At 73.1% G+C, this 17,879-nt stretch carries 14 protein-coding genes; 4 read left to right on the top strand and 10 right to left on the bottom strand.

The genetic code is table 11. The features are described 5' to 3' along the window. Nucleotides 1-73: 73 nt before the first annotated feature. From murD to rsmH, 7 genes are all read right to left on the bottom strand, one after another. Entirely contained in the window at nucleotides 74-1,507 is a 1,434-nt protein-coding gene (murD, locus tag HCJ93_RS13490) for a UDP-N-acetylmuramoyl-L-alanine--D-glutamate ligase (protein ID WP_206317351.1), read from the bottom strand. Beyond that, nucleotides 1,489-2,559, bottom strand: a complete 1,071-nt coding sequence (gene mraY / locus HCJ93_RS13485) for a phospho-N-acetylmuramoyl-pentapeptide-transferase (RefSeq protein ID WP_167994837.1) — start codon at nucleotides 2,557-2,559, stop codon at nucleotides 1,489-1,491. Before mraY ends, murD begins: the two co-directional genes overlap by 19 nt. Beyond that, a complete protein-coding gene (locus tag HCJ93_RS13480; RefSeq protein WP_167994683.1) occupies nucleotides 2,559-3,974 on the bottom strand; it encodes a UDP-N-acetylmuramoyl-tripeptide--D-alanyl-D-alanine ligase in 1,416 nt (471 codons plus the stop codon). The genes mraY and HCJ93_RS13480 overlap by 1 nt, the downstream gene beginning before the upstream one ends. 4 nt (nucleotides 3,975-3,978) lie before the next feature. Continuing rightward, nucleotides 3,979-5,499: a UDP-N-acetylmuramoyl-L-alanyl-D-glutamate--2,6-diaminopimelate ligase gene (locus HCJ93_RS13475; RefSeq protein WP_167994681.1), complete on the bottom strand. Its 1,521-nt coding sequence runs from the start codon at nucleotides 5,497-5,499 to the stop codon at nucleotides 3,979-3,981. Nucleotides 5,500-5,660: 161 nt separating this feature from the next. Next, nucleotides 5,661-7,613, bottom strand: a complete 1,953-nt coding sequence (locus tag HCJ93_RS13470; protein ID WP_309141397.1) for a peptidoglycan D,D-transpeptidase FtsI family protein — start codon at nucleotides 7,611-7,613, stop codon at nucleotides 5,661-5,663. Between the two features lie 5 nt (nucleotides 7,614-7,618). Beyond that, nucleotides 7,619-8,113: a cell division protein FtsL gene (ftsL, locus tag HCJ93_RS13465; protein ID WP_167994677.1), complete on the bottom strand. Its 495-nt coding sequence runs from the start codon at nucleotides 8,111-8,113 to the stop codon at nucleotides 7,619-7,621. A gap of 45 nt (nucleotides 8,114-8,158) precedes the next feature. Continuing rightward, complete coding sequence (gene rsmH / locus HCJ93_RS13460; protein WP_167994675.1) at nucleotides 8,159-9,118, bottom strand: 16S rRNA (cytosine(1402)-N(4))-methyltransferase RsmH; 960 nt, start codon at nucleotides 9,116-9,118, stop codon at nucleotides 8,159-8,161. 455 nt (nucleotides 9,119-9,573) lie between these two features. Here rsmH and HCJ93_RS13455 point away from each other — a divergent pair, with 455 nt between their 5' ends. From HCJ93_RS13455 to HCJ93_RS13440, 4 genes are all read left to right on the top strand, one after another. Continuing rightward, nucleotides 9,574-10,122 carry a beta-class carbonic anhydrase gene (locus tag HCJ93_RS13455; RefSeq protein ID WP_167994673.1) on the top strand — a complete coding sequence of 183 codons (549 nt, stop codon included), beginning with the start codon at nucleotides 9,574-9,576 and terminating at the stop codon, nucleotides 10,120-10,122. A 258-nt stretch (nucleotides 10,123-10,380) separates the two neighbouring features. Further along, the gene (locus HCJ93_RS13450) at nucleotides 10,381-11,418 is read left to right on the top strand and encodes an AAA family ATPase (RefSeq protein WP_167994671.1); all 1,038 of its coding nucleotides are present in this window, start codon (nucleotides 10,381-10,383) and stop codon (nucleotides 11,416-11,418) included. Then, nucleotides 11,418-12,782: a DUF58 domain-containing protein gene (locus HCJ93_RS13445; RefSeq protein ID WP_167994669.1), complete on the top strand. Its 1,365-nt coding sequence runs from the start codon at nucleotides 11,418-11,420 to the stop codon at nucleotides 12,780-12,782. Before HCJ93_RS13450 ends, HCJ93_RS13445 begins: the two co-directional genes overlap by 1 nt. Then, nucleotides 12,779-15,190 carry a transglutaminase TgpA family protein gene (locus tag HCJ93_RS13440; protein WP_167994667.1) on the top strand — a complete coding sequence of 804 codons (2,412 nt, stop codon included), beginning with the start codon at nucleotides 12,779-12,781 and terminating at the stop codon, nucleotides 15,188-15,190. The genes HCJ93_RS13445 and HCJ93_RS13440 overlap by 4 nt, the downstream gene beginning before the upstream one ends. A 316-nt stretch (nucleotides 15,191-15,506) precedes the next feature. On the opposite strand, the gene HCJ93_RS13435 is transcribed toward HCJ93_RS13440, so the two are convergent. The 3 genes from HCJ93_RS13435 to HCJ93_RS13425 form a co-directional block, all read right to left on the bottom strand. Continuing rightward, nucleotides 15,507-15,905, bottom strand: a complete 399-nt coding sequence (locus HCJ93_RS13435) for an SCO2097 family morphological protein (RefSeq protein WP_167994665.1) — start codon at nucleotides 15,903-15,905, stop codon at nucleotides 15,507-15,509. Nucleotides 15,906-16,207: 302 nt separating this feature from the next. Further along, nucleotides 16,208-16,975 (bottom strand): methyltransferase, encoded by a 768-nt coding sequence (locus HCJ93_RS13430; protein WP_167994663.1) that lies wholly within the window; start codon nucleotides 16,973-16,975, stop codon nucleotides 16,208-16,210. A 186-nt stretch (nucleotides 16,976-17,161) separates the two neighbouring features. Continuing rightward, complete coding sequence (locus HCJ93_RS13425) at nucleotides 17,162-17,761, bottom strand: SAV_6107 family HEPN domain-containing protein (protein ID WP_167994662.1); 600 nt, start codon at nucleotides 17,759-17,761, stop codon at nucleotides 17,162-17,164. Nucleotides 17,762-17,879: the final 118 nt, after the last annotated feature.

Below are 17,879 nucleotides of genomic sequence, written 5' to 3'. Positions count from 1 at the left end.
TCCTCGGCAGGCCGGACAGCGCCTCGACGGTCCCACGCGTCCCTCCCAAGGTCGCCCGGCGCAGGCGTCCGGGTCAGGCGCCGAGTTCGCGCACCGCCTGTGCGAACGCCTCACCACGCCGGTTGTAGTTGGCGAACATGTCCATCGAGGCGCAGGCGGGGGCCAGCAGGACCGTGTCACCGGGCCGTGCGAGCCGCTTCGCCTCCTGGACAGCCTGGAGCATCGCCCCAGTGTCGGTCCGCTCGAGGTCCACGACGGGTACTTCCGGGGCGTGTCGCGCCAGGGCTTCACGGATCAGGGAGCGGTCGGCGCCGATCAGCACCGCCCCGCGCAGGCGCTCGGCGGACTTGGCGACCAGCTCGTCGAAGGTCGCGCCCTTCGCCAGTCCGCCCGCAATCCATACGATCTTCTCGTATGCCGCCAACGAGGCTTCGGCGGCATGGGTGTTGGTGGCCTTGGAGTCGTCCACGTAGGAGACGCCGTCGATGTCGGCCACGTGCGCGATCCGGTGGGCGTCCGGGGTGAAGGACCGCAGCCCCTCGCGCACGGCAGCGGCGGGCACGCCGAAGGCGCGGGCCAGCGCCGCGGCGGCCAGCGCGTTGGCGATGTTGTGCGGGGCCGGCGGGCGGACGTCGGAGACCTGGGCCAGCTCCTGGGCGTTCTTGTACCGGTCCGCCACGAAGGCGCGGTCGACCAGCAGGTCGTCCACGACGCCGAGTTGGGAGGGGCCGGGGGTGCCGAGGGTGAAGCCGATGGCGCGGCAGCCCTCCTCCACGTCGGCCTCGCGCACCAGGTCCTCGGTCGCCTTGTCGGCCACGTTGTAGACGCAGGCGACCCGGTTGCCCTCGTAGATGCGGCCCTTGTCGGCGGCGTAGGCCTCCATGGAGCCGTGCCAGTCGAGGTGGTCGGGGGCGAGGTTGAGCACGGCGGCGGAGTGGGCGCGCAGCGAGGGCGCCCAGTGGAGCTGGTAGCTGGACAGCTCCACGGCGAGCACGTCGTACTCCTCCTCGCCCAGCACCGCGTCCAGCAGGGAGACGCCGATGTTGCCGACGGCCGCGGTGCGCAGGCCGGCCGCCTTCAGGATGGCGGCGAGCATCTGGACGGTGGAGGTCTTGCCGTTGGTGCCGGTGACCGCGAGCCAGGGGGCGGCGTCCGGTTTCCGCAGCCGCCAGGCGAGTTCGACGTCGCCCCAGACCGGGACCCCGGCCGCCTCGGCCGCCGCGAAGAGCGGCTTGTCCGGCTTCCAGCCGGGGGCGGTGACGATCAGCTCGGTGCCCTCGGGCAGGGTGTCGCCGTCGCCGAGGCGCACGGTGACCCCGAGCGTCTCGAGCGCGGCGGCCTGTTCGCGGGCACGGTCGTCGTCGCCGTCGTTGACGACGGTGACCGAAGCGCCGAGGCGGTGCAGCACCTTGGCCGCCGGGACGCCGGAGACGCCGAGCCCGGCGACGGTGATGCGCTTGCCCTGGAAGTCCCGGGTCACCGAGGAGGTCACTTTTCCGCTGCCCATCCCGCGTAGAAGAGGCCGAGTCCGACGATCACACAGATGCCCTGGATGATCCAGAAGCGGACCACCACGAGAACCTCGGACCAGCCCTTGAGTTCGAAGTGATGCTGGAGCGGTGCCATCCGGAAGACCCGCTTCCCGGTGAGCCGGAAGGAGCCGACCTGGATGACCACCGACATGGTGATGAGGACGAACAGGCCGCCCAGGATGGCGAGCAGCAGCTCGGTGCGCGAGCAGATCGCGAGGCCGGCGAGCACACCGCCGAGCGCCAGCGAACCGGTGTCGCCCATGAAGATCTTTGCGGGTGAGGTGTTCCACCACAGGAAGCCGAGGCAGGCGCCCATCAGCGCAGAGGAGACCACGGCGAGGTCGAGCGGGTCGCGCACCTCGAAGCAGGCGTTGGGGTTGGTCAGGGTCTCGCCGTTGGCGCAGGACTCCTGGAACTGCCAGACGCCGATGAAGGTGTAGGCACCGAAGACGAGGACCGAGGCGCCGGTGGCCAGACCGTCCAGACCGTCGGTGAGGTTCACGCCGTTGGACATGGCGAGGATCATGAACAGCGCCCAGACGACGAACAGCACCGGGCCGATGGTCCAGCCGAAGTCCGTGATGAAGGACAGCTTCGTGGAGGCGGGGGTCTGCCCGCGGGCGTCCGCGAACTGCAGGGAGAGCACGGCGAAGGCGATGCCGACGATCAGCTGGCCGGCCATCTTCGCCTTGGCCCGCAGGCCCAGCGAACGCCGCTTGACGATCTTGATGTAGTCGTCCAGGAAGCCGACCATGCCCATGCCGACCATCAGGCCGAGCACCAGCAGACCCGAGTAGGACGGGGTGTAGCCGGTGATCACCTTGGACAGGAAGTAGGCGGCGACCGTGGCCAGGATGAAGGCGATGCCGCCCATGGTCGGCGTACCGCGCTTGCTGGCGTGCTCGCGCGGCCCGTCGTCGCGGATGTACTGGCCGTAGCCCTTGCGGGCCAGGAGCTTGATCAGCAGGGGGGTGCCGATCAGTGTCAGGAAGAGGCCAATGACTCCTGCGAACAGGATCTGCTTCATCATCGGGCGGCGACCTCACCCTCGGCACCGGTCTCGAGCAGCGCCTGCGCCACGCTCTCGAGCCCGACCGACCGGGACGCCTTCACGAGTACGACGTCCCCCGGGCGCAGCTCGCTGCGCAGCAGGTCGACCGCCGCCTGTGCGTCGGACACGTGCACCGACTCCTCACCCCACGAACCCTCGTTATATGCGCCCAGTTGCAGCCAGGCGGCTTCCCTGCCCCCGACCGCGACGAGCTTGCTGACGTTGAGCCGGACGGCGAGCCGTCCGACCGCGTCGTGCTCGGCGAGCGCCTCGTCCCCGAGCTCGGCCATCTTGCCGAGCACCGCCCACGTCCGGCGCCCCTTGCCCATCGCCGCCAGCGCACGCAGGGCGGCCCGCATGGACTCGGGGTTCGCGTTGTAGGCGTCGTTGACGACCGTCACGCCGTCCGGGCGCTCGGTGACCTCCATCCGCCAGCGGGAGAGGGAGCCCGCCTCGGAGAGCGCGAGGGCGATCTCGTCTGCGGACATGCCCAACTCGTGGGCGACGGCGGCCGCGGCGAGCGCGTTCGACACGTGATGCTCACCGTACAGGCGCATGGTCACATCGCTTGCACCGGAGGGTGTGTGAAGCCTGAAGGAGGGCTGTCCGCTGTCCGTGAGTCGCACGTTCTCGGCCCGAACGTCCGCTTCGCCGGACTCCCCGAAGAAGATCACCTTCGCCTTCGTTCGATCGGCCATGGCCCGCACATGGGGGTCGTCGGCGTTGAGGACCGCCACCCCGCCGTCCTCGGCGGACGGGAGCGCCTCGACCAGCTCGCCCTTGGCCTGGGCGATCTGCTCGCGCCCGCCGAACTCGCCGATGTGCGCGGAGCCGACGTTCAGGACCAGGCCGATCCGCGGCGGGGTCAGCTCGGTGAGGTACTTGATGTGGCCGAGGCCGCGGGCCCCCATCTCCAGAACGAGGTAGCGGGTCTCCTCGGTGGCGCTGAGCGCGGTCAGCGGCAGACCGATCTCGTTGTTGAGCGAGCCGGGGGTGAAGACGGTCGGCGCCTTGCGCCCCAGCACCTGGGCGACGAGGTCCTTGGTGCTGGTCTTTCCGGCCGAACCGGTCAGTGCGACGAGGGTGGTGCCGAGGCGCCGTACGACATGGCGGGCGAGGGCGCCGAGGGCGGTCTGCACGTCGTCGACGACGATCGCGGGCACGCCCACCGGCCGGGAGGCGAGCACGGCGGCCGCGCCCGCCTCGACGACCTGGGCCGCGAAGTCGTGGCCGTCGGCGCGCTCGCCGACGAAGGCGACGAAGAGGCTGCCCGGACCCGCCTCCCGCGAGTCCCGGACGACCGGCCCGGTGACCTGCACGGACGGATCCGGTATGTCGTGCGTCTGCCCGCCGACGACTTCTGCGATCTCGGCGAGGGAGAGGGCGATCACAAGTTCATCCCTGGGTCTTCTGGATTGCTTCGCGAAGCACCTGGCGGTCGTCGAAGGGACGCACCACCCCGGCGATGTCCTGCCCCTGCTCGTGGCCCTTGCCGGCGACCAGCACGGTGTCACCGGGCTGCGCCCGGGCGACGGCGGCGGCGATCGCGGCGGCCCGGTCCTCGAAGACCTGCACCTCGCCGCGCTCGTGGGCGGGCACCGAGGCCGCGCCCTGGAGCATGGTGGCGAGGATCGCGAGCGGGTCCTCGGAGCGGGGGTTGTCCGATGTGAGTACGGCGGTGTCGGCGAGCCGGGCCGCGGCGGCGCCCATCGGCGCCCGCTTGGTCCGGTCCCGGTCCCCGCCGCAGCCGAGCACCACGTGCACCTTGCCCTCGGTGACCTTGCGCAGGGCGCGGAGCACGGACTCGACGGCGTCGGTCTTGTGCGCGTAGTCGACGACCGCGAGATACGGCTGGCCCGCGTCGACCCGCTCCAGACGGCCCGGCACACCGGGGACGGCGGCGACGCCGTCGGCGGCGGACTGCGGGTCGAGTCCGGCCGCGGCCAGCGCCACGATCGCGGCCAGGGTGTTGGCCACGTTGAAGGGGCCCGGCAGCGGCGAGCGGGCGGTGATCCGCTCGTCCTTGGGACCGATCACGGTGAAGGCCGAGTCCACCGGCCCGACCTCGACGTCCTCGGCGCGCCAGTCGGCGTCCGGGTGGCCCTCGGCGGAGTAGGTGACGACCGGGACGCCGGCCTCCTTGACCAGGCGGCGGCCGTACTCGTCGTCGATGTTGACCACGCCGAGCCTGCTGCGTCCCGGCGTGAACAGCTGCGCCTTGGCCCGGAAGTAGTCCTCCATGCCGGAGTGGAACTCCATGTGCTCCGGGCTGAGGTTGGTGAAGACGGCGATGTCGAAGACGCAGCCGTCGACCCGGCCGAGGACCAGGGCGTGACTGGAGACCTCCATGGCGACCGCCTCGGTGCCGCGTTCGCGCATCACGGCGAACAGGGCCTGCAGGTCGGTGGCCTCGGGGGTGGTGCGCTCGGACTTGATGCGCTCGTCGCCGATGCGCATCTCGACGGTGCCGATCAGCCCCGTGCTGCGGGCGGTGCGCAGCCCGCCCTCGACGAGGTAGGCGGTCGTGGTCTTGCCGGAGGTGCCGGTGATGCCGATCTGGAGCAGGTCGCGGCCGGGGTGGCCGTAGATCGTGGCGGCCAGCTCGCCCATCCGGCCCCGCGGGTCGTCGATCACCAGCACGGGCAGGCCGGTCGCGGCGGCGCGTTCGGCGCCGGACGGGTCGGTGAGCACGGCGGCCGCCCCCAGGCCCGCGGCCTGGGTGACGAAGTCGGCGCCGTGCGCGCGGGCGCCCGGCAGGGCGGCGTACAGGTCTCCGGGCCGGACGGCGCGCGAGTCGTGGGTGATGCCCGTGACCTCGGCGGCCTGCTCCGGTGCGGGGGCACCCAGCAGGCCGGCGAGCTCCGCGAGGGGTGTCGGGGAGACCCGTTCCGGCCTGGGCGGTCCCGGATATGTCACGGGGTGGCCCTTCTGGGTGGTTTGGGACTGATCAGCGTGTGGCACGGCGGTGAGCGTACCCGGCGTCACCGCCCCGGGGCGAAGCGAGGGGGTGGAGGTGCCGGAGTTCCCGGGCTGCGGGGAGGTCGTCGTCACGAGGTGGTTCCTGGGAGCGTGGTCGGTCAGGGCTTGAAGGTGACCGGGTAGTTCGCGGGCTTCGCCCCGGTCGGGGGGACCTGCAGGGTCTTCAGGGCGAACTCCATGACCTGCTTGTACACCGGTCCGCAGATCTGGCCGCCGAAGTAGCTGCCCTTGGTGGCGTTCTGGATGACGCAGTAGACGGTGATCCGGGGCTTGTCGGCGGGCGCGAAGCCGGCGAAGGACGAGGTGTATCCGCGGTACTTCCCGGTGGCCGGATCCACGCGGTTCGCCGTACCCGTCTTGCCCGCGACCCGGTAGCCGGGGATGCGCGCCTTGGTGCCGGTGCCCTCCTCGTCGTCCACCACCGACTCCAGCATCCGGGCGAGGGTCTTCGCCGTCCGTTCGCTGATCACCCGCTTCTTCCGGGGCTCGGGTGCGCGGGTGAAGGTCCCGTCGGGTCCCTTGGTGCCGCGCACCAGGGTGGGCTCGACGCGCACCCCGTCGTTGGCGATGGTCGAGTACACGGAGGCGGCCTGCATCGCGTTGATGGACACGCCCTGGCCGAAAGGAATCGTGTACTGCTGCGAGGTCGACCACTGCTCGGGCGGCGCCAGGATGCCCTTGGTCTCGCCCGGGAAGCCCAGTCCCGTGGGGCCGCCGAGGCCGAAGCGGCGCAGGTAGTCGTAGAGCACCTTGTTGGCGGCGGACTGGGTCTTGCCGAGCTGTCCGGTGGCCAGGATGGTGCCGATGTTGCTGGACTTGGCGAGCACCCCGTTGAGGGTCAGGTACCAGGTCGGGTGGTCGACGTCGTCCTTGAAGAGACGGTCGCCGCGGTGCAGCCGGTTGGGCACCACGACATGGGTGAGCGGAGTGGCGGCGTTCTCCTCGAGCACGGCCGCCATCGACAGCACCTTGGCGGTGGAGCCGGGCTCGTAGGCGTCCTGGAGGGCGGCGTTGCCGAGCGCGTCCGGGTCGGCCTCGGAGAGGTTGTTGGGGTCGAAGCCGGGCGCGTTGGCCATGGCGAGGACCTCGCCGGTGCGGGTGTCCTGGACGATCACATAGCCGCGGTCGGCCCGGGACTTGGCCACCTGCTTGCTGATGGCGTTCTGCGCGGCCCACTGGATGTCGCGGTCGATGGTCAGCTCGACGTCGCTGCCGGGCACCGCCGGGGTCTCGGTGGAGTCGGCGGTGGGCACCAGCCGGCCGCCCGACTGGGCGTAGCGGATCTTGCCGTCCTTGCCGGTGAGCTCCTCGTCCAGCTGCAGCTCGATGCCGCCGCCTCCCCGGCCGGAGGCGTTGACCCAGCCCAGTATCCCGGCGGCCAGCTCGTTGTTGGGGTACACCCGCTTGCTGGTGGGCACGGAGAAGACCCCGGACAGTACGTTGACCGTGGACTTGTCGCGCTGCGCCTTCTTGGCCAGCGCGGACTTCAGGTCCTTGATCTGCTTCCAGACCTGCGGCGTCTGCCGTCCCGCGAGTTTGACGTAGCGCAGCCCCTTGTTCTCCGGGCGGAGCTTGGCGACCAGCTTCTCCTCGCTCTGGCCGAGGATCGGGGCGAGCAGGGCGGCGGCCTGCTCCGGGCCGTCGCCGGTCTTCAGCTGCTCCGGGGTGAACATGGTGGGGTCGGCGGTGATGTCGTAGGCGTCCACGCTGGTCGCCAGGGCCACCCCGTTGCGGTCGGTGATCTCGCCGCGCTCGGCGGCGAGCACCTGGCCGACATAGCGGTTCTGCGCCGCCTTGGCCGCGTAGGTGCTCGCGTCGACGGCCTGCACCTGGAACAGGCGGATCACGAAGGCGATCATGACGAGGGTCAGGGCCAGGCCGACCAGGCGCAGCCGGGGGCGCGGGCTGCCCAGGCGGATGGTGCGCGGGGCCGGGCGGGGCGGTCCCGGGCGGCGGGCGGGGCGGGCGCCGGGCCCGGGGCGCCGCTCGCCCGGGCGGACGGGCCTGGCGGGTCCGGGTACGCGGCGGCGCGGCGCTTCCCTGTCGGACACTTCCGTCACCTGCCGGGGGTCGTCGCGGGGGCGGGGGTGGTGGGGCCGGCCTCGGGGGCCGGGGGTGTCGCCTCGGGGGGCGGGGAGGTCGCCGAGGTCAGCGCCTCGGGCGGCAGGACCATCGGGACCGGGGCGCCAGGAGCGGGCCGGGGCACGCCCTTGACCTTGCCGTCGGGGCCGAGGAAGGCGGGGTCGCCGCCGGGCACCATGCCCAGTTCCCCGGCGCGGCGCTGGAGGGCGTCGGGCGCGGAGTAGGCGTCGATGTCCCGCTGCAGGGACTGCTCCTCGTCGGTGAGGTTCTTGGTCTCGCGCTGGAGGTCGTCGAGCTCGAAGGCGCCCTCGCTGAGCGCGGAGTTCAGCACCAGGAGCCCGATGAGACCGCCGCCGAGGAGCAGGACGACGAGGAGGACGAACGGGGTGCGGGCCGCCTGGGCACGTCCGGAGGGGATGAGCCGGGCGAGGCGGGCCGCCCTCCCCTTCAGTTCGGGTTTCCTGGTCACTCACGCTCCCTGAGTCGTCACACAGCTCCGCCGGGTCCGCCCCGCTCAGTCGTCGGCGTCCTCCCTGATGCGCTGGGCGGCGCGCAGCCGGGCGGGGGCCGCCCGCCGGTTCGCGGCGATCTCCTCCTCGGTGGGAAGTTCGGCACCGCGCGTGAGCAGCTTGAGCCGGGGCTGGTAGCGCTCCGGGACCACCGGAAGACCGGGCGGCGCGGTGGTGGCTGCGCCGGCCGCGAACACCTGCTTGACCAGCCGGTCCTCCAGCGAGTGGTACGACAGCACGGCGATCCGTCCGTCCACGGCGAGCGCCTTCACGGCGGCCGGGATCGCCCGCTCCAGCACGGCGAGTTCGCCGTTGACCTCGATCCTGAGGGCCTGGAAGGTGCGCTTGGCCGGGTTGCCGCCAGTGCGCTTGGCGGCCTGGGGCAGCGCGTCGCGGATCAGCTCGACCAGGCGGGCGCTGGTGGTGAACGGCTCCTTCTCGCGCTCCCGGACGATCGCGGCCACGATGCGCCGGGCCTGCTTCTCCTCGCCGTAGGAGCGCAGGATGCGGACGAGTTCGCCGGGCGGGTAGGTGTTGAGGACCTCGGCGGCGCTGATGCCGGTCGTCTGGTCCATCCGCATGTCGAGCGGAGCGTCCTGGGCATAGGCGAAGCCGCGGTCGGCCTCGTCGAGCTGCATGGACGACACCCCGAGGTCGAACAGGACGCCCTGCACGCGCGGGACGCCGAGCCGGCCGAGCACCTCGGGCAGCTCGTCGTAGACGGCGTGCACCAGGGTGGCGCGCTCGCCGTAGGGGGCGAGGCGTTCGCCGGACAGGCGCAGGGCCTCCTTGTCGCGGTCCAGGGCGACCAGGCGGACCTCGGGGAAGCGTTCGAGGAGCGCCTCGCTGTGGCCGCCGAGGCCGAGGGTGCAGTCGACGACGACCGCTCCGGGCCGCTCCAGGGCGGGCGCCAGCAGGTCCAGACACCGCTGGAGCATCACCGGGACGTGTCGACTCTGGCTCAAGGGGCCCTCTCATGTCCGGCGCGACGCCGACGCAGGGCCGGGTCACCTCGCCCCTGTCCCGGGAAGGGGGCGGCCTGCCGGCGCCTGGGGCGTCGGCCGACCGGGAGCGGGAGGAGGCCGAGCCGTACGTACGCGCCGCGCACGCGGGGGATCTCCGGGCGCGGCCCGGGTTTCCGGGGAGATCAGTGCAGCGGGGAGTCACGCCTCCCGCTTCGCGCCACTTTAGTCCACCGCGGGGCCCGGTCAATCAACCGGCCTGCGCGTCGCGGTCCCGTGCAGGGCTGGGGCGCAGGGGCGCGGCGGGACACGGCCGGGGGCCCGGGAAACACCCGGAAGACGGAGCTCACACCACTCGTGTGGATTCCCTCACAGCGCGTCGCGATGACACTCTTGTCCCGGCTTTGTCCCTAGTTCACGGCGAGCCCGGCACGGGCGTGACCAGTACCGTCGGAAGTATGACGACTTCTGCATCGGTTCCTGCGGACCGCGCGAGCGCTTCCACCGGCGGCCGCACGGTCACCGATCGTCTGGTCGAGGCCAACCGGGAGTACGCCGACGTCTTCACCGACCCCGGGATGGACGCCCGGCCGGTGCTGCGGGTGGCGATCGTGGCCTGCATGGACGCCCGCCTCGACCTGCACGCCGCGCTGGGCCTGGAGCTCGGCGACTGTCACACCATCCGCAACGCCGGCGGTGTGGTCACCGACGACGTGATCCGCTCACTGACCATCAGCCAGCGGGCGCTGGGCACCCGCAGCGTGGTGCTGATCCATCACACCGACTGCGGTCTGGAGTCGCTCACCGAGGAGTTCCGGCACGAGCTGGAGATGGAGGTGGGCCAGCGTCCCGCCTGGGCGGTGGAGGCGTTCCGGGACGTCGACCAGGACGTACGGCAGTCCATGCAGCGGGTGCGGACCTCGCCGTTCCTGCTGCACACCGACGACGTGCGCGGGTTCGTGTTCGATGTGAAGACCGGTCTGCTGCGCGAGATCGACCCCGCCTGACCTGCCCGCCCGTCTGGACCGGCCCGATCCCCCGGGTTTCACAAACGTCGTAAGATCCGACATATCGCCGTCAGTTGCCCACAGGCGAGTGACACGAATCGGTAACGGCAGCAAGAATGCGGGGGTGGCGCCACGCGAAGCTGTTCGCGTGGGGCACACGAGATTCGGGGTGGGCCGGTCCGCACTGCATGCGTCGGCCCGGGAAATATGGGGTCCTCCGCTCGACAAGGAGCGCGGGGAAAGGCCGAGGAGGGCCGGGTGACGACCTATGACGATCGAGCGAGCCTCACTGATCTGACCGCCGTCGCGGAGCGCGTGCGGAGTTCGGTGGAGGGCGTGATCGAGGGCAAGCCCGAGGTCGTACGGCTCTCGCTGACCGTACTGCTCGCCGAGGGGCATCTGCTCATCGAGGATGTCCCGGGGGTCGGCAAGACGATGCTGGCGAAGGCGCTGGCGCGGTCGATCGACTGCTCGGTGCGGCGCATCCAGTTCACGCCGGACCTGCTGCCCTCGGACATCACCGGTGTGTCCATCTGGGACCAGCAGCGCCGCGACTTCGAGTTCAAACCGGGCGCGATCTTCGCGCAGGTGGTGATCGGCGACGAGATCAACCGCGCCTCGCCCAAGACGCAGTCCGCGCTCCTGGAGTCCATGGAGGAGCGCCAGGTCACCATCGACGGGCAGACCTACGAGCTGCCCAGCCCGTTCATGGTGGTGGCCACGCAGAACCCGGTCGAGATGGAGGGCACCTATCCGCTGCCCGAGGCCCAGCGCGACCGCTTCATGGCCCGGGTCTCGGTCGGCTATCCGAGCGCCGAGGCCGAGCTGCAGATGCTGGACGTGCACGGCGGCGTCTCCCCGCTGGAGGACCTCCAGCCGGTGGCGCACGCGCACGAGATCCTCAAGCTGATCGAGGCGGTGCGCGGGGTCCATGTGGCCGAGCCGGTGCGCCGCTACGCGGTGGACCTGGTCGGCGCCACCCGCACCCACCCGGAGCTCAGACTCGGCGCCTCCCCGCGCGCCACGCTGCACCTGCTGCGCGCGGCGAAGGCGTCCGCGGCGCTCAGCGGGCGGGACTACGCGCTGCCGGACGACGTGCAGGCACTCGCCGTGGCCGTGCTCGCGCACCGGCTGCTGCCCACCGCCCAGGCCCAGCTCAACCGCCGTACCGCCGAGCAGGTGGTGCACGACATCCTGCAGCGCACCCCGGTGCCGGCGGCGGCCCCGCAGCAGACCGCGTTCGGTGTGGGCGGCCGGGGCGCGGCCTTCGGCCAGCAGCCGCCGCGGAGGCTGTGATGACCACCGCGGGTGCGGTCCACACCGAGGGCGCCGACGGCGGCCGGGGCGGACTGCGCACGGCCCTGGCCGGGCTGACCACCCGCGGGCGCTCGTTCCTGGCCGCCGGGGTGGCCGCCGCGATCTGCGCCTACGTCCTCGGCCAGAGCGATCTGCTGCGGGTCGGCCTGCTGCTCGCGGTGCTGCCGCTGGTGTGCGCGGTGGTGCTGTTCCGCACCCGCTACCGGGTGGCCGGCAGCCGCCGGCTCTCCCCCGCGCGGGTGCCGGCCGGCAGCGAGGCCCGGGTGCACCTGCGGATGGACAACATCTCCCGGCTGCCCACCGGGCTGCTGATGCTGCAGGACCGGGTGCCCTATGTGCTCGGACCCCGGCCCCGCTTCGTGCTGGACCGGGTGGAGCCCGGCGGACGGCGCGAGGTGTCCTACCGGGTCCGCTCGGATCTGCGCGGCCGCTATCCGCTGGGGCCGCTGCAGCTGCGGCTCTCGGACCCGTTCGGGATGTGCGAGCTGACCCGCTCCTTCTCCACGTACGACACGCTCACCGTGATCCCGCGCGTGGAGCCGCTGCCGCCGGTGCGGCTGAGCGGCGAGGCCAAGGGCTACGGGGACGGCCGGCAGCGGGCGCTGGCACTGGCCGGCGAGGACGACGTGATCCCGCGCGGCTACCGCTACGGCGACGACCTGCGCCGGGTGCACTGGCGCTCCACGGCCCGCTACGGCGAGCTGATGGTGCGGCGCGAGGAGCAGCCGCAGCGGGCTCGCTGCACCGTGCTGCTGGACACCCGGGCCGTCGCCTACCAGGGCGCGGGCCCCGACTCGGCCTTCGAGTGGGCGGTCTCCGGTGCGGCCTCGGTGCTGGTGCACATGCTGGAGCGCGGCTTCTCGGTGCGGCTGCTCACCGACACCGGACAGGTGGTGCCGGGCGAGGGCTCCGACGGCTTCGCGGGGGCGAACCAGGAGTCCGCGGACGCGGCCGGGCTGATGATGGACACCCTGGCGGTCGTGGACCACTCCGACGGGGCGGGCCTGTCGCGCGCCTACGACGTGCTGCGCGGCGGGAACGAGGGGCTGCTCGTGGCGTTCCTCGGGGATCTCGACGAGGAGCAGGCCGCGGTGCTGGGGCGGATGCGGCAGCGCAGCGGGGGCGCGCTCGCCTTCCTGCTGGACAGCGCCTCATGGATGCGGGACGCCGCCCCGGCGCCCGGCGGCCGGGACCGCGGCGCCGATCAGCTGCGGCTGCTGCGCGAGGCGGGCTGGACGGCCCTGGCGGCGCCGCGGGGCGCGTCACTGAACGAGCTGTGGCGGCGGGCCGAGCAGGAGCGTTCCGGCCTGGCCGCGGCGAGCGGTGGGGAGGGACGCTCATGAGCGGGCGGGTACGGCTGACGCTGGCCGCGTGGCTGGCCACGCTGCTGGCGGCGAGCGCGCTGCTGCCCCTGGTCAAGCCGGCCACCTGGATCATCCAGGCGGCCTTTCTGCTCGCCGTGCAGTCGGGCGTGGGCGCCGCGGCCCGGCGGGTGCCGCTGCCGCGCCCGCTGACGGTGGCGGCGCAGGCGCTGGTGACGCTGCTGCTGATGACCCTGGTGTTCGCCCGGGAACACGCCTTCGCCGGGGTGCTGCCGGGGCCGGACGCCTTCCGGTCCCTCGCCGAGCTGCTGGAGCGGGGCGGCGAGGACGTCAGCCGGTACGCGATCCCGGCGCCGCTGACCGACGGCATCCGGCTGATGCTGATCGGCGGGGTGCTGATCATCGGGCTGCTGGTGGACGTCCTCGCGGTGACCTTCCGCAGCGCGGCCCCGGCGGGGCTTCCGCTGCTCGCCCTGTACTCGGTGGCGGCCGGTCTGTCCGACGGCGGCAGCGACTGGGTGTGGTTCCTGCTGGCGGCGGCCGGATATCTGATGCTGCTGCTGGCCGAGGGCCGCGACCGGCTCTCGGCGTGGGGGCGGGTCTTCAGCGGTACCTCGCGCGGGCCGGGTGAGCCGACCGGGCCGGCCGCTCCGGTGCGAACCGGCAGGCGGATCGGGGTACTGGCGCTGGGCATCGCCCTGGTGGTGCCGCTCGGTCTGCCCGCGATGAACGGCGGGCTGCTGGACCCGGCGGGCGCCGGCGTCGGTTCGGGCCCCGGCGGCGGCGGGACCATCTCCGCGGTGAACCCGCTGGTGTCGCTGCGCGACTCGCTGAACGTGGACGAGGACCGTCAGGTGATGTCGGTGCGCACCGAGATCGAGAACCTGTCGGACCTGTACCTGCGCATCGTGTCCCTGGACGACTTCGACGGCACCACCTGGAAGCCGTCGAAGCGGTCGATCACCACGGTGCCCGAGGGTGCCTTCCCGACCCCGGCGGGCCTCGGCCCGGACGTGGCGCGCAAGGAGTTCGCGACCACCATCTCCACCGCCGAGTGGTACGGGCAGGACTGGCTGCCGATGCCGTACCCGCCGAGCGGTGTGGACATCCGGGGCAACTGGCGCTACGAGCCGGTCGGCATGACGCTGGTCGGCGACCACGGGCAGAACACCCGGGATCTGACCTACTCGGTGCGCGGCCTGGACGTGCGGCCGACGGCGAAGCAGCTGTCCGACGCCCCGGCACCGCCGCCCGCTCTGCGCCGCGAGTACACCGAGCTGCCGGACTCCCTGCCCTCGGTGGTCTCCCGCACCGCCCGCGAGGTCACCCAGGGCGCGAAGACCCCCTACGACCAGGCGGTCAAGCTCCAGGACTATTTCGCCGTGACCGGGGGCTTCGAGTACGACACCCAGGTGGACGTGGGCAGCGGCTCGCGGGCGATCGCCCGCTTCCTGCGGGACAAGCAGGGCTTCTGCGTGCACTTCTCCTTCGCCATGGCGTCGATGGCCCGCTCCCTGGGCATACCGGCCCGGGTCGCGGTGGGCTTCGCGCCGGGCACCCCGCAGGCCGACGGCACGGTGTCGGTGGGGCTGCGCGACGCGCACGCCTGGCCCGAGCTGTACTTCGAGGGAGTCGGCTGGACCCGCTTCGAGCCCACCCCCACCCGCGGCTCCATCCCCGCGTACACGGTCCCGGACACCGACGACAGCCAGCTGCCGGACCCGGCCCGGCCGTCCGCCCAGGAGTCCTCCTCGGCACCGTCGGCGGCCCCCTCGCAGAGCGAGAGCTGCCCGGTGGAGCAGCGGAAGCTGGACGGCGGGTGCCCCGGCGAGTCGGCGCAGGCCGCGCTGCCCGGTGACGGGGACGGCCCCAAGTGGTACGCGCTGCTGATGTGGGCACTGGCCGGGCTGGCCGTGCTGGCGGTGCCGCTGACGCCGCTGCTGTGGCGGCTGCGCACGCGCGCGGTGCGCCTGGGCGCGCACGGCCGCTCGGACGCGGACGCGGCGCCGCACATCATGGCCGTCTGGGACGAGCTGATCGACACGGCGTGGGACTACGGCATCCTGCCGGACGAGTCGCTCACCCCGCGCAAGGCGGCCGCCCGGATCGTGCGCCTGGGCCACCTCGACGAGGCCGCCGCGGCCTCGGTGCACCGGGTGGCCGGCGCGGTGGAGCAGGTGCTGTACGCCCCGCAGCCCCGCCCGGTCGCCGGGCTCACGGAGGACGTCCGCCGGGTGATCACCGGCCTGCGCTCCACGGCGGGCCGCGCCACCCGCCTCCGCGCCCTCTTCGCCCCGCGCTCCACGGCCCGGGTGAGCTGGGCGGTGTCCTCCTGGTGGGCCGGCGTGCGGGGACGGGCTGCGGCCCTGCGCCCCGCATGGCTCACCAGGGCGCCGGCCTGGCGCCGCCCGTCACGGCAGCAGAGCTGAGAACGCAACCCCGGCCGGGGCAGGTCCCGGAGGCGGGCGTGTCCCGGCAGCGGGCGGGTCCAGCGGGCGGGTCCCGGCCGCGGGCAGGTCGTCGTGGTGGCGGCGGCACACACAGCCGGCGCGGGGCCCACGTCCCCGGCCCCGCCCGTGGATCAGGGGGGACGGCCGCTGGAACCACCCGTGCTCACGGCCACCCGACATGCGTCAGGGGGTGACCACCCTCCGGGGTGGTCACCCCCTGACCGACGTTTCGCGTCTTCGTCTGTGCACAGCAGGCTGCTGCCGCCGGCCGGCGGATGCTGCCGCGGGCGTCAGGTCAGTGGCCGCCCTGTTCGTCGCGGCGGCGCTGCCAGCGCTCCTCGATGCGGTCCATCATCGAGCGCCGTTGCCTGCCCTGCCGGCCCGTGTGCGGGGCCGCGCCGGGGGGCTGCTGTTCACCGGGCTTGGGGGCCTTGCGCCAGCCGGTCACGGCGAGGACCGCGCAGCCCAGCATGACGAGGAACCCCACCACGCTGAGCCAGACCTGCTGGGCGACCATACCGGCCATGAGGAGCGCAATACCTGCGAGGAAGCCCGCGACCGCCTGGTAGACCCGCCGCCGGGTGTACGTACGCAGCCCGCTTCCCTCGAGCGCCGACGCGAACTTGGGATCTTCGGCGTACAGCGCTCGCTCCATTTGCTCGAGCATGCGCTGCTCGTGCTCCGAGAGCGGCACGGAGTCCTCCTCATCGTGCAGTCGCCGGGGCGACCGGGGGGGTCTCTTCAGGATAGGCAGGGAATCGCCCCCGTGAAACCCGCCCCTCTGCGCCAATTGGCCAACCGGATCCGCCAGTGACGTCCCGGCTCGCTGAGGTTCACATTCCCCTGGAGCCGACCCGTCATGCCGGACGGTCTCCCTCGATCATACGGCGCTCGGCCGCCATTCGGGGGGCCTGTGGCGGACTCCATGGGCGAGGGGTACGGCCCGGCGACGGGGCGCTGATCAGCGGCGCCCTGCCGGGGAGCCGGCCGCGGTGCTCATCCGGCCGCGGACCCGGCAGCCTCGCCGAGCACGTGCAGCTGGGTGGCCACGGAGTGGAAGGCGGCGAGCTCGGCCGCGGCGGCCTCCAGCTTCAGCAGGGCGTCGAGGGCGCCGGGCTCGGTGTCCACGAGCACTCCGGGCACGAGGTCGGAGAAGACCCGCACGCCGTGCACCGCCCCGACCCGCAGGCCGGCCTGCTCGACGAGCCCGGTGAGCTGCTCGGCGGTGAAGCGCCGCGGCACGGGGTCACCCGAGCCCCATCGGCCGTTCGGGTCCGTGAGCGCCTGGTGGGCCTCGGCGAAGTGCCCGGCCAGCGCGCGGGCGAGCACGGCACCGCCGAGCCCCGCGGCGAGCAGACTGAGCACACCACCGGGCCGCAGCGCGGCGACCGCGTTGCGCACGCCCTCCGCCGGGTCGTCCACGTACTCCAGGACACCGTGGCAGAGCACGATGTCGTAGCCGCCGCGCCGGGCCACGTCGAGCAGGCCGTGGGCGTCGCCCTGCACGCCCCGGACGCGCTCGGCGACATCGGCCTCGGCGGCACGGCGCTCGAGGGCGAACAGCGCGTTGGGGCTGGGGTCGACCACGGTGACCCGGTGGCCGAGGCGGGCGAGGGGCACGGCGAAGTTGCCGCTGCCGCCGCCGGTGTCGAGCACGTCCAGGGCCTGCCGTCCGGTCGCCTTGACCCGGCGCTCCAGGGCGTCCTGGAGAACCTCCCAGACCACGGCGGTACGCAGGGCGGCGCGGGGGCGCAGGTCCGACACGGCAGTTGACTCCTCGGCGCGGCACCGCCTCGTTCTCGGCGGAGCGATCGGTCTGTCTCCCCCGGCCCCCTCGGCGGGGGCGGCGGGGCGAAGGCTTCAGGCGACTCCCACCCTATTGCCTATGCGGCGGTACCCGGTCACCTGCCTGCGGTGCGACCGCGGGGCCGTCGCCCGCGCGGGTGCCCGTCAGCCGGCGTCCGGCATCCCCTGGTCGGGCATCCCCTGGCTGCGGGGCGGGACGCCGCGTGCCGTGCCCTCGCCCGACGGGGCGTCCGTGTCGGGGCGCGGCTGGGGCAGGACCGGCTGCAGGACCAGCATCCGCTCCACCAGGCGCAGGAACATCGCCACGTCCCGTATCAGGTCGTCGGCGTCCCGTCGGCTCGCCGCGCCCTGGACACCCGCCTCCGCCAGGGCGCGGCGCCGGGCGCCGGAGGCGAAGAGGGCGCACCACTCGGTGAGTTCGGGTGCGATCTCGGGGAGCACTTCCCAGGCGCTCCTGATCTTCGCCCTGGCCCGGGGCGAGGTCTCGGGCCTGCCTCGCGCCGCGAGGACGGCCGCCGCGGTGCGCAGGGCCGCGAGGTGGGCCGTGGCGTAGCGCTCGTTGGGGGTGTCGAGGACGGCGGCCTCGTCGAGTCCGGCACGGGCCTGGGCGAGCAGGTCGAGGGCGGCGGGCGGGGCCGCGGCACGGCGGAGCACGGGGTGGATGTCGCTCGCCGGGCCGGTCAGTGAGGGGGCAGGGCCGGTGGCGCGGCGCCGGCGGGCGGCAGCTGCGGACGAGTGGGCCATGACGAACCTCCTGTCGTCTTCGTGACGGCACGCCCGGTGAGGGGGTGCCGTATGCCCTCATCGTGCGGTATGGCACTGACAATCCGTTCTGACCAGGGGTTTTGCCTCGATCGACCGT

It is taken from the genome of Streptomyces composti (assembly GCF_012034205.1).
Lineage (GTDB): Bacteria > Actinomycetota > Actinomycetes > Streptomycetales > Streptomycetaceae > Streptomyces > Streptomyces composti.
The sequence above is the reverse complement of the archived record's forward strand: the minus strand, read 5'-3'. Positions and strand labels throughout refer to the sequence as shown.

What these genes read in the sequence shown, in the direction of transcription:
- murD (WP_206317351.1), bottom strand. Translation starts at nt 1,507, where the DNA reads ATGGGCAGCGGAAAAGTGACCTCCTCGGTGACCCGGGACTTCCAGGGC.
- mraY (WP_167994837.1), bottom strand. Translation starts at nt 2,559, where the DNA reads ATGAAGCAGATCCTGTTCGCAGGAGTCATTGGCCTCTTCCTGACACTG.
- HCJ93_RS13455 (WP_167994673.1), top strand. Translation starts at nt 9,574, where the DNA reads ATGACGACTTCTGCATCGGTTCCTGCGGACCGCGCGAGCGCTTCCACC.
- HCJ93_RS13445 (WP_167994669.1), top strand. Translation starts at nt 11,418, where the DNA reads ATGACCACCGCGGGTGCGGTCCACACCGAGGGCGCCGACGGCGGCCGG.
- HCJ93_RS13440 (WP_167994667.1), top strand. Translation starts at nt 12,779, where the DNA reads ATGAGCGGGCGGGTACGGCTGACGCTGGCCGCGTGGCTGGCCACGCTG.
- HCJ93_RS13425 (WP_167994662.1), bottom strand. Translation starts at nt 17,761, where the DNA reads ATGGCCCACTCGTCCGCAGCTGCCGCCCGCCGGCGCCGCGCCACCGGC.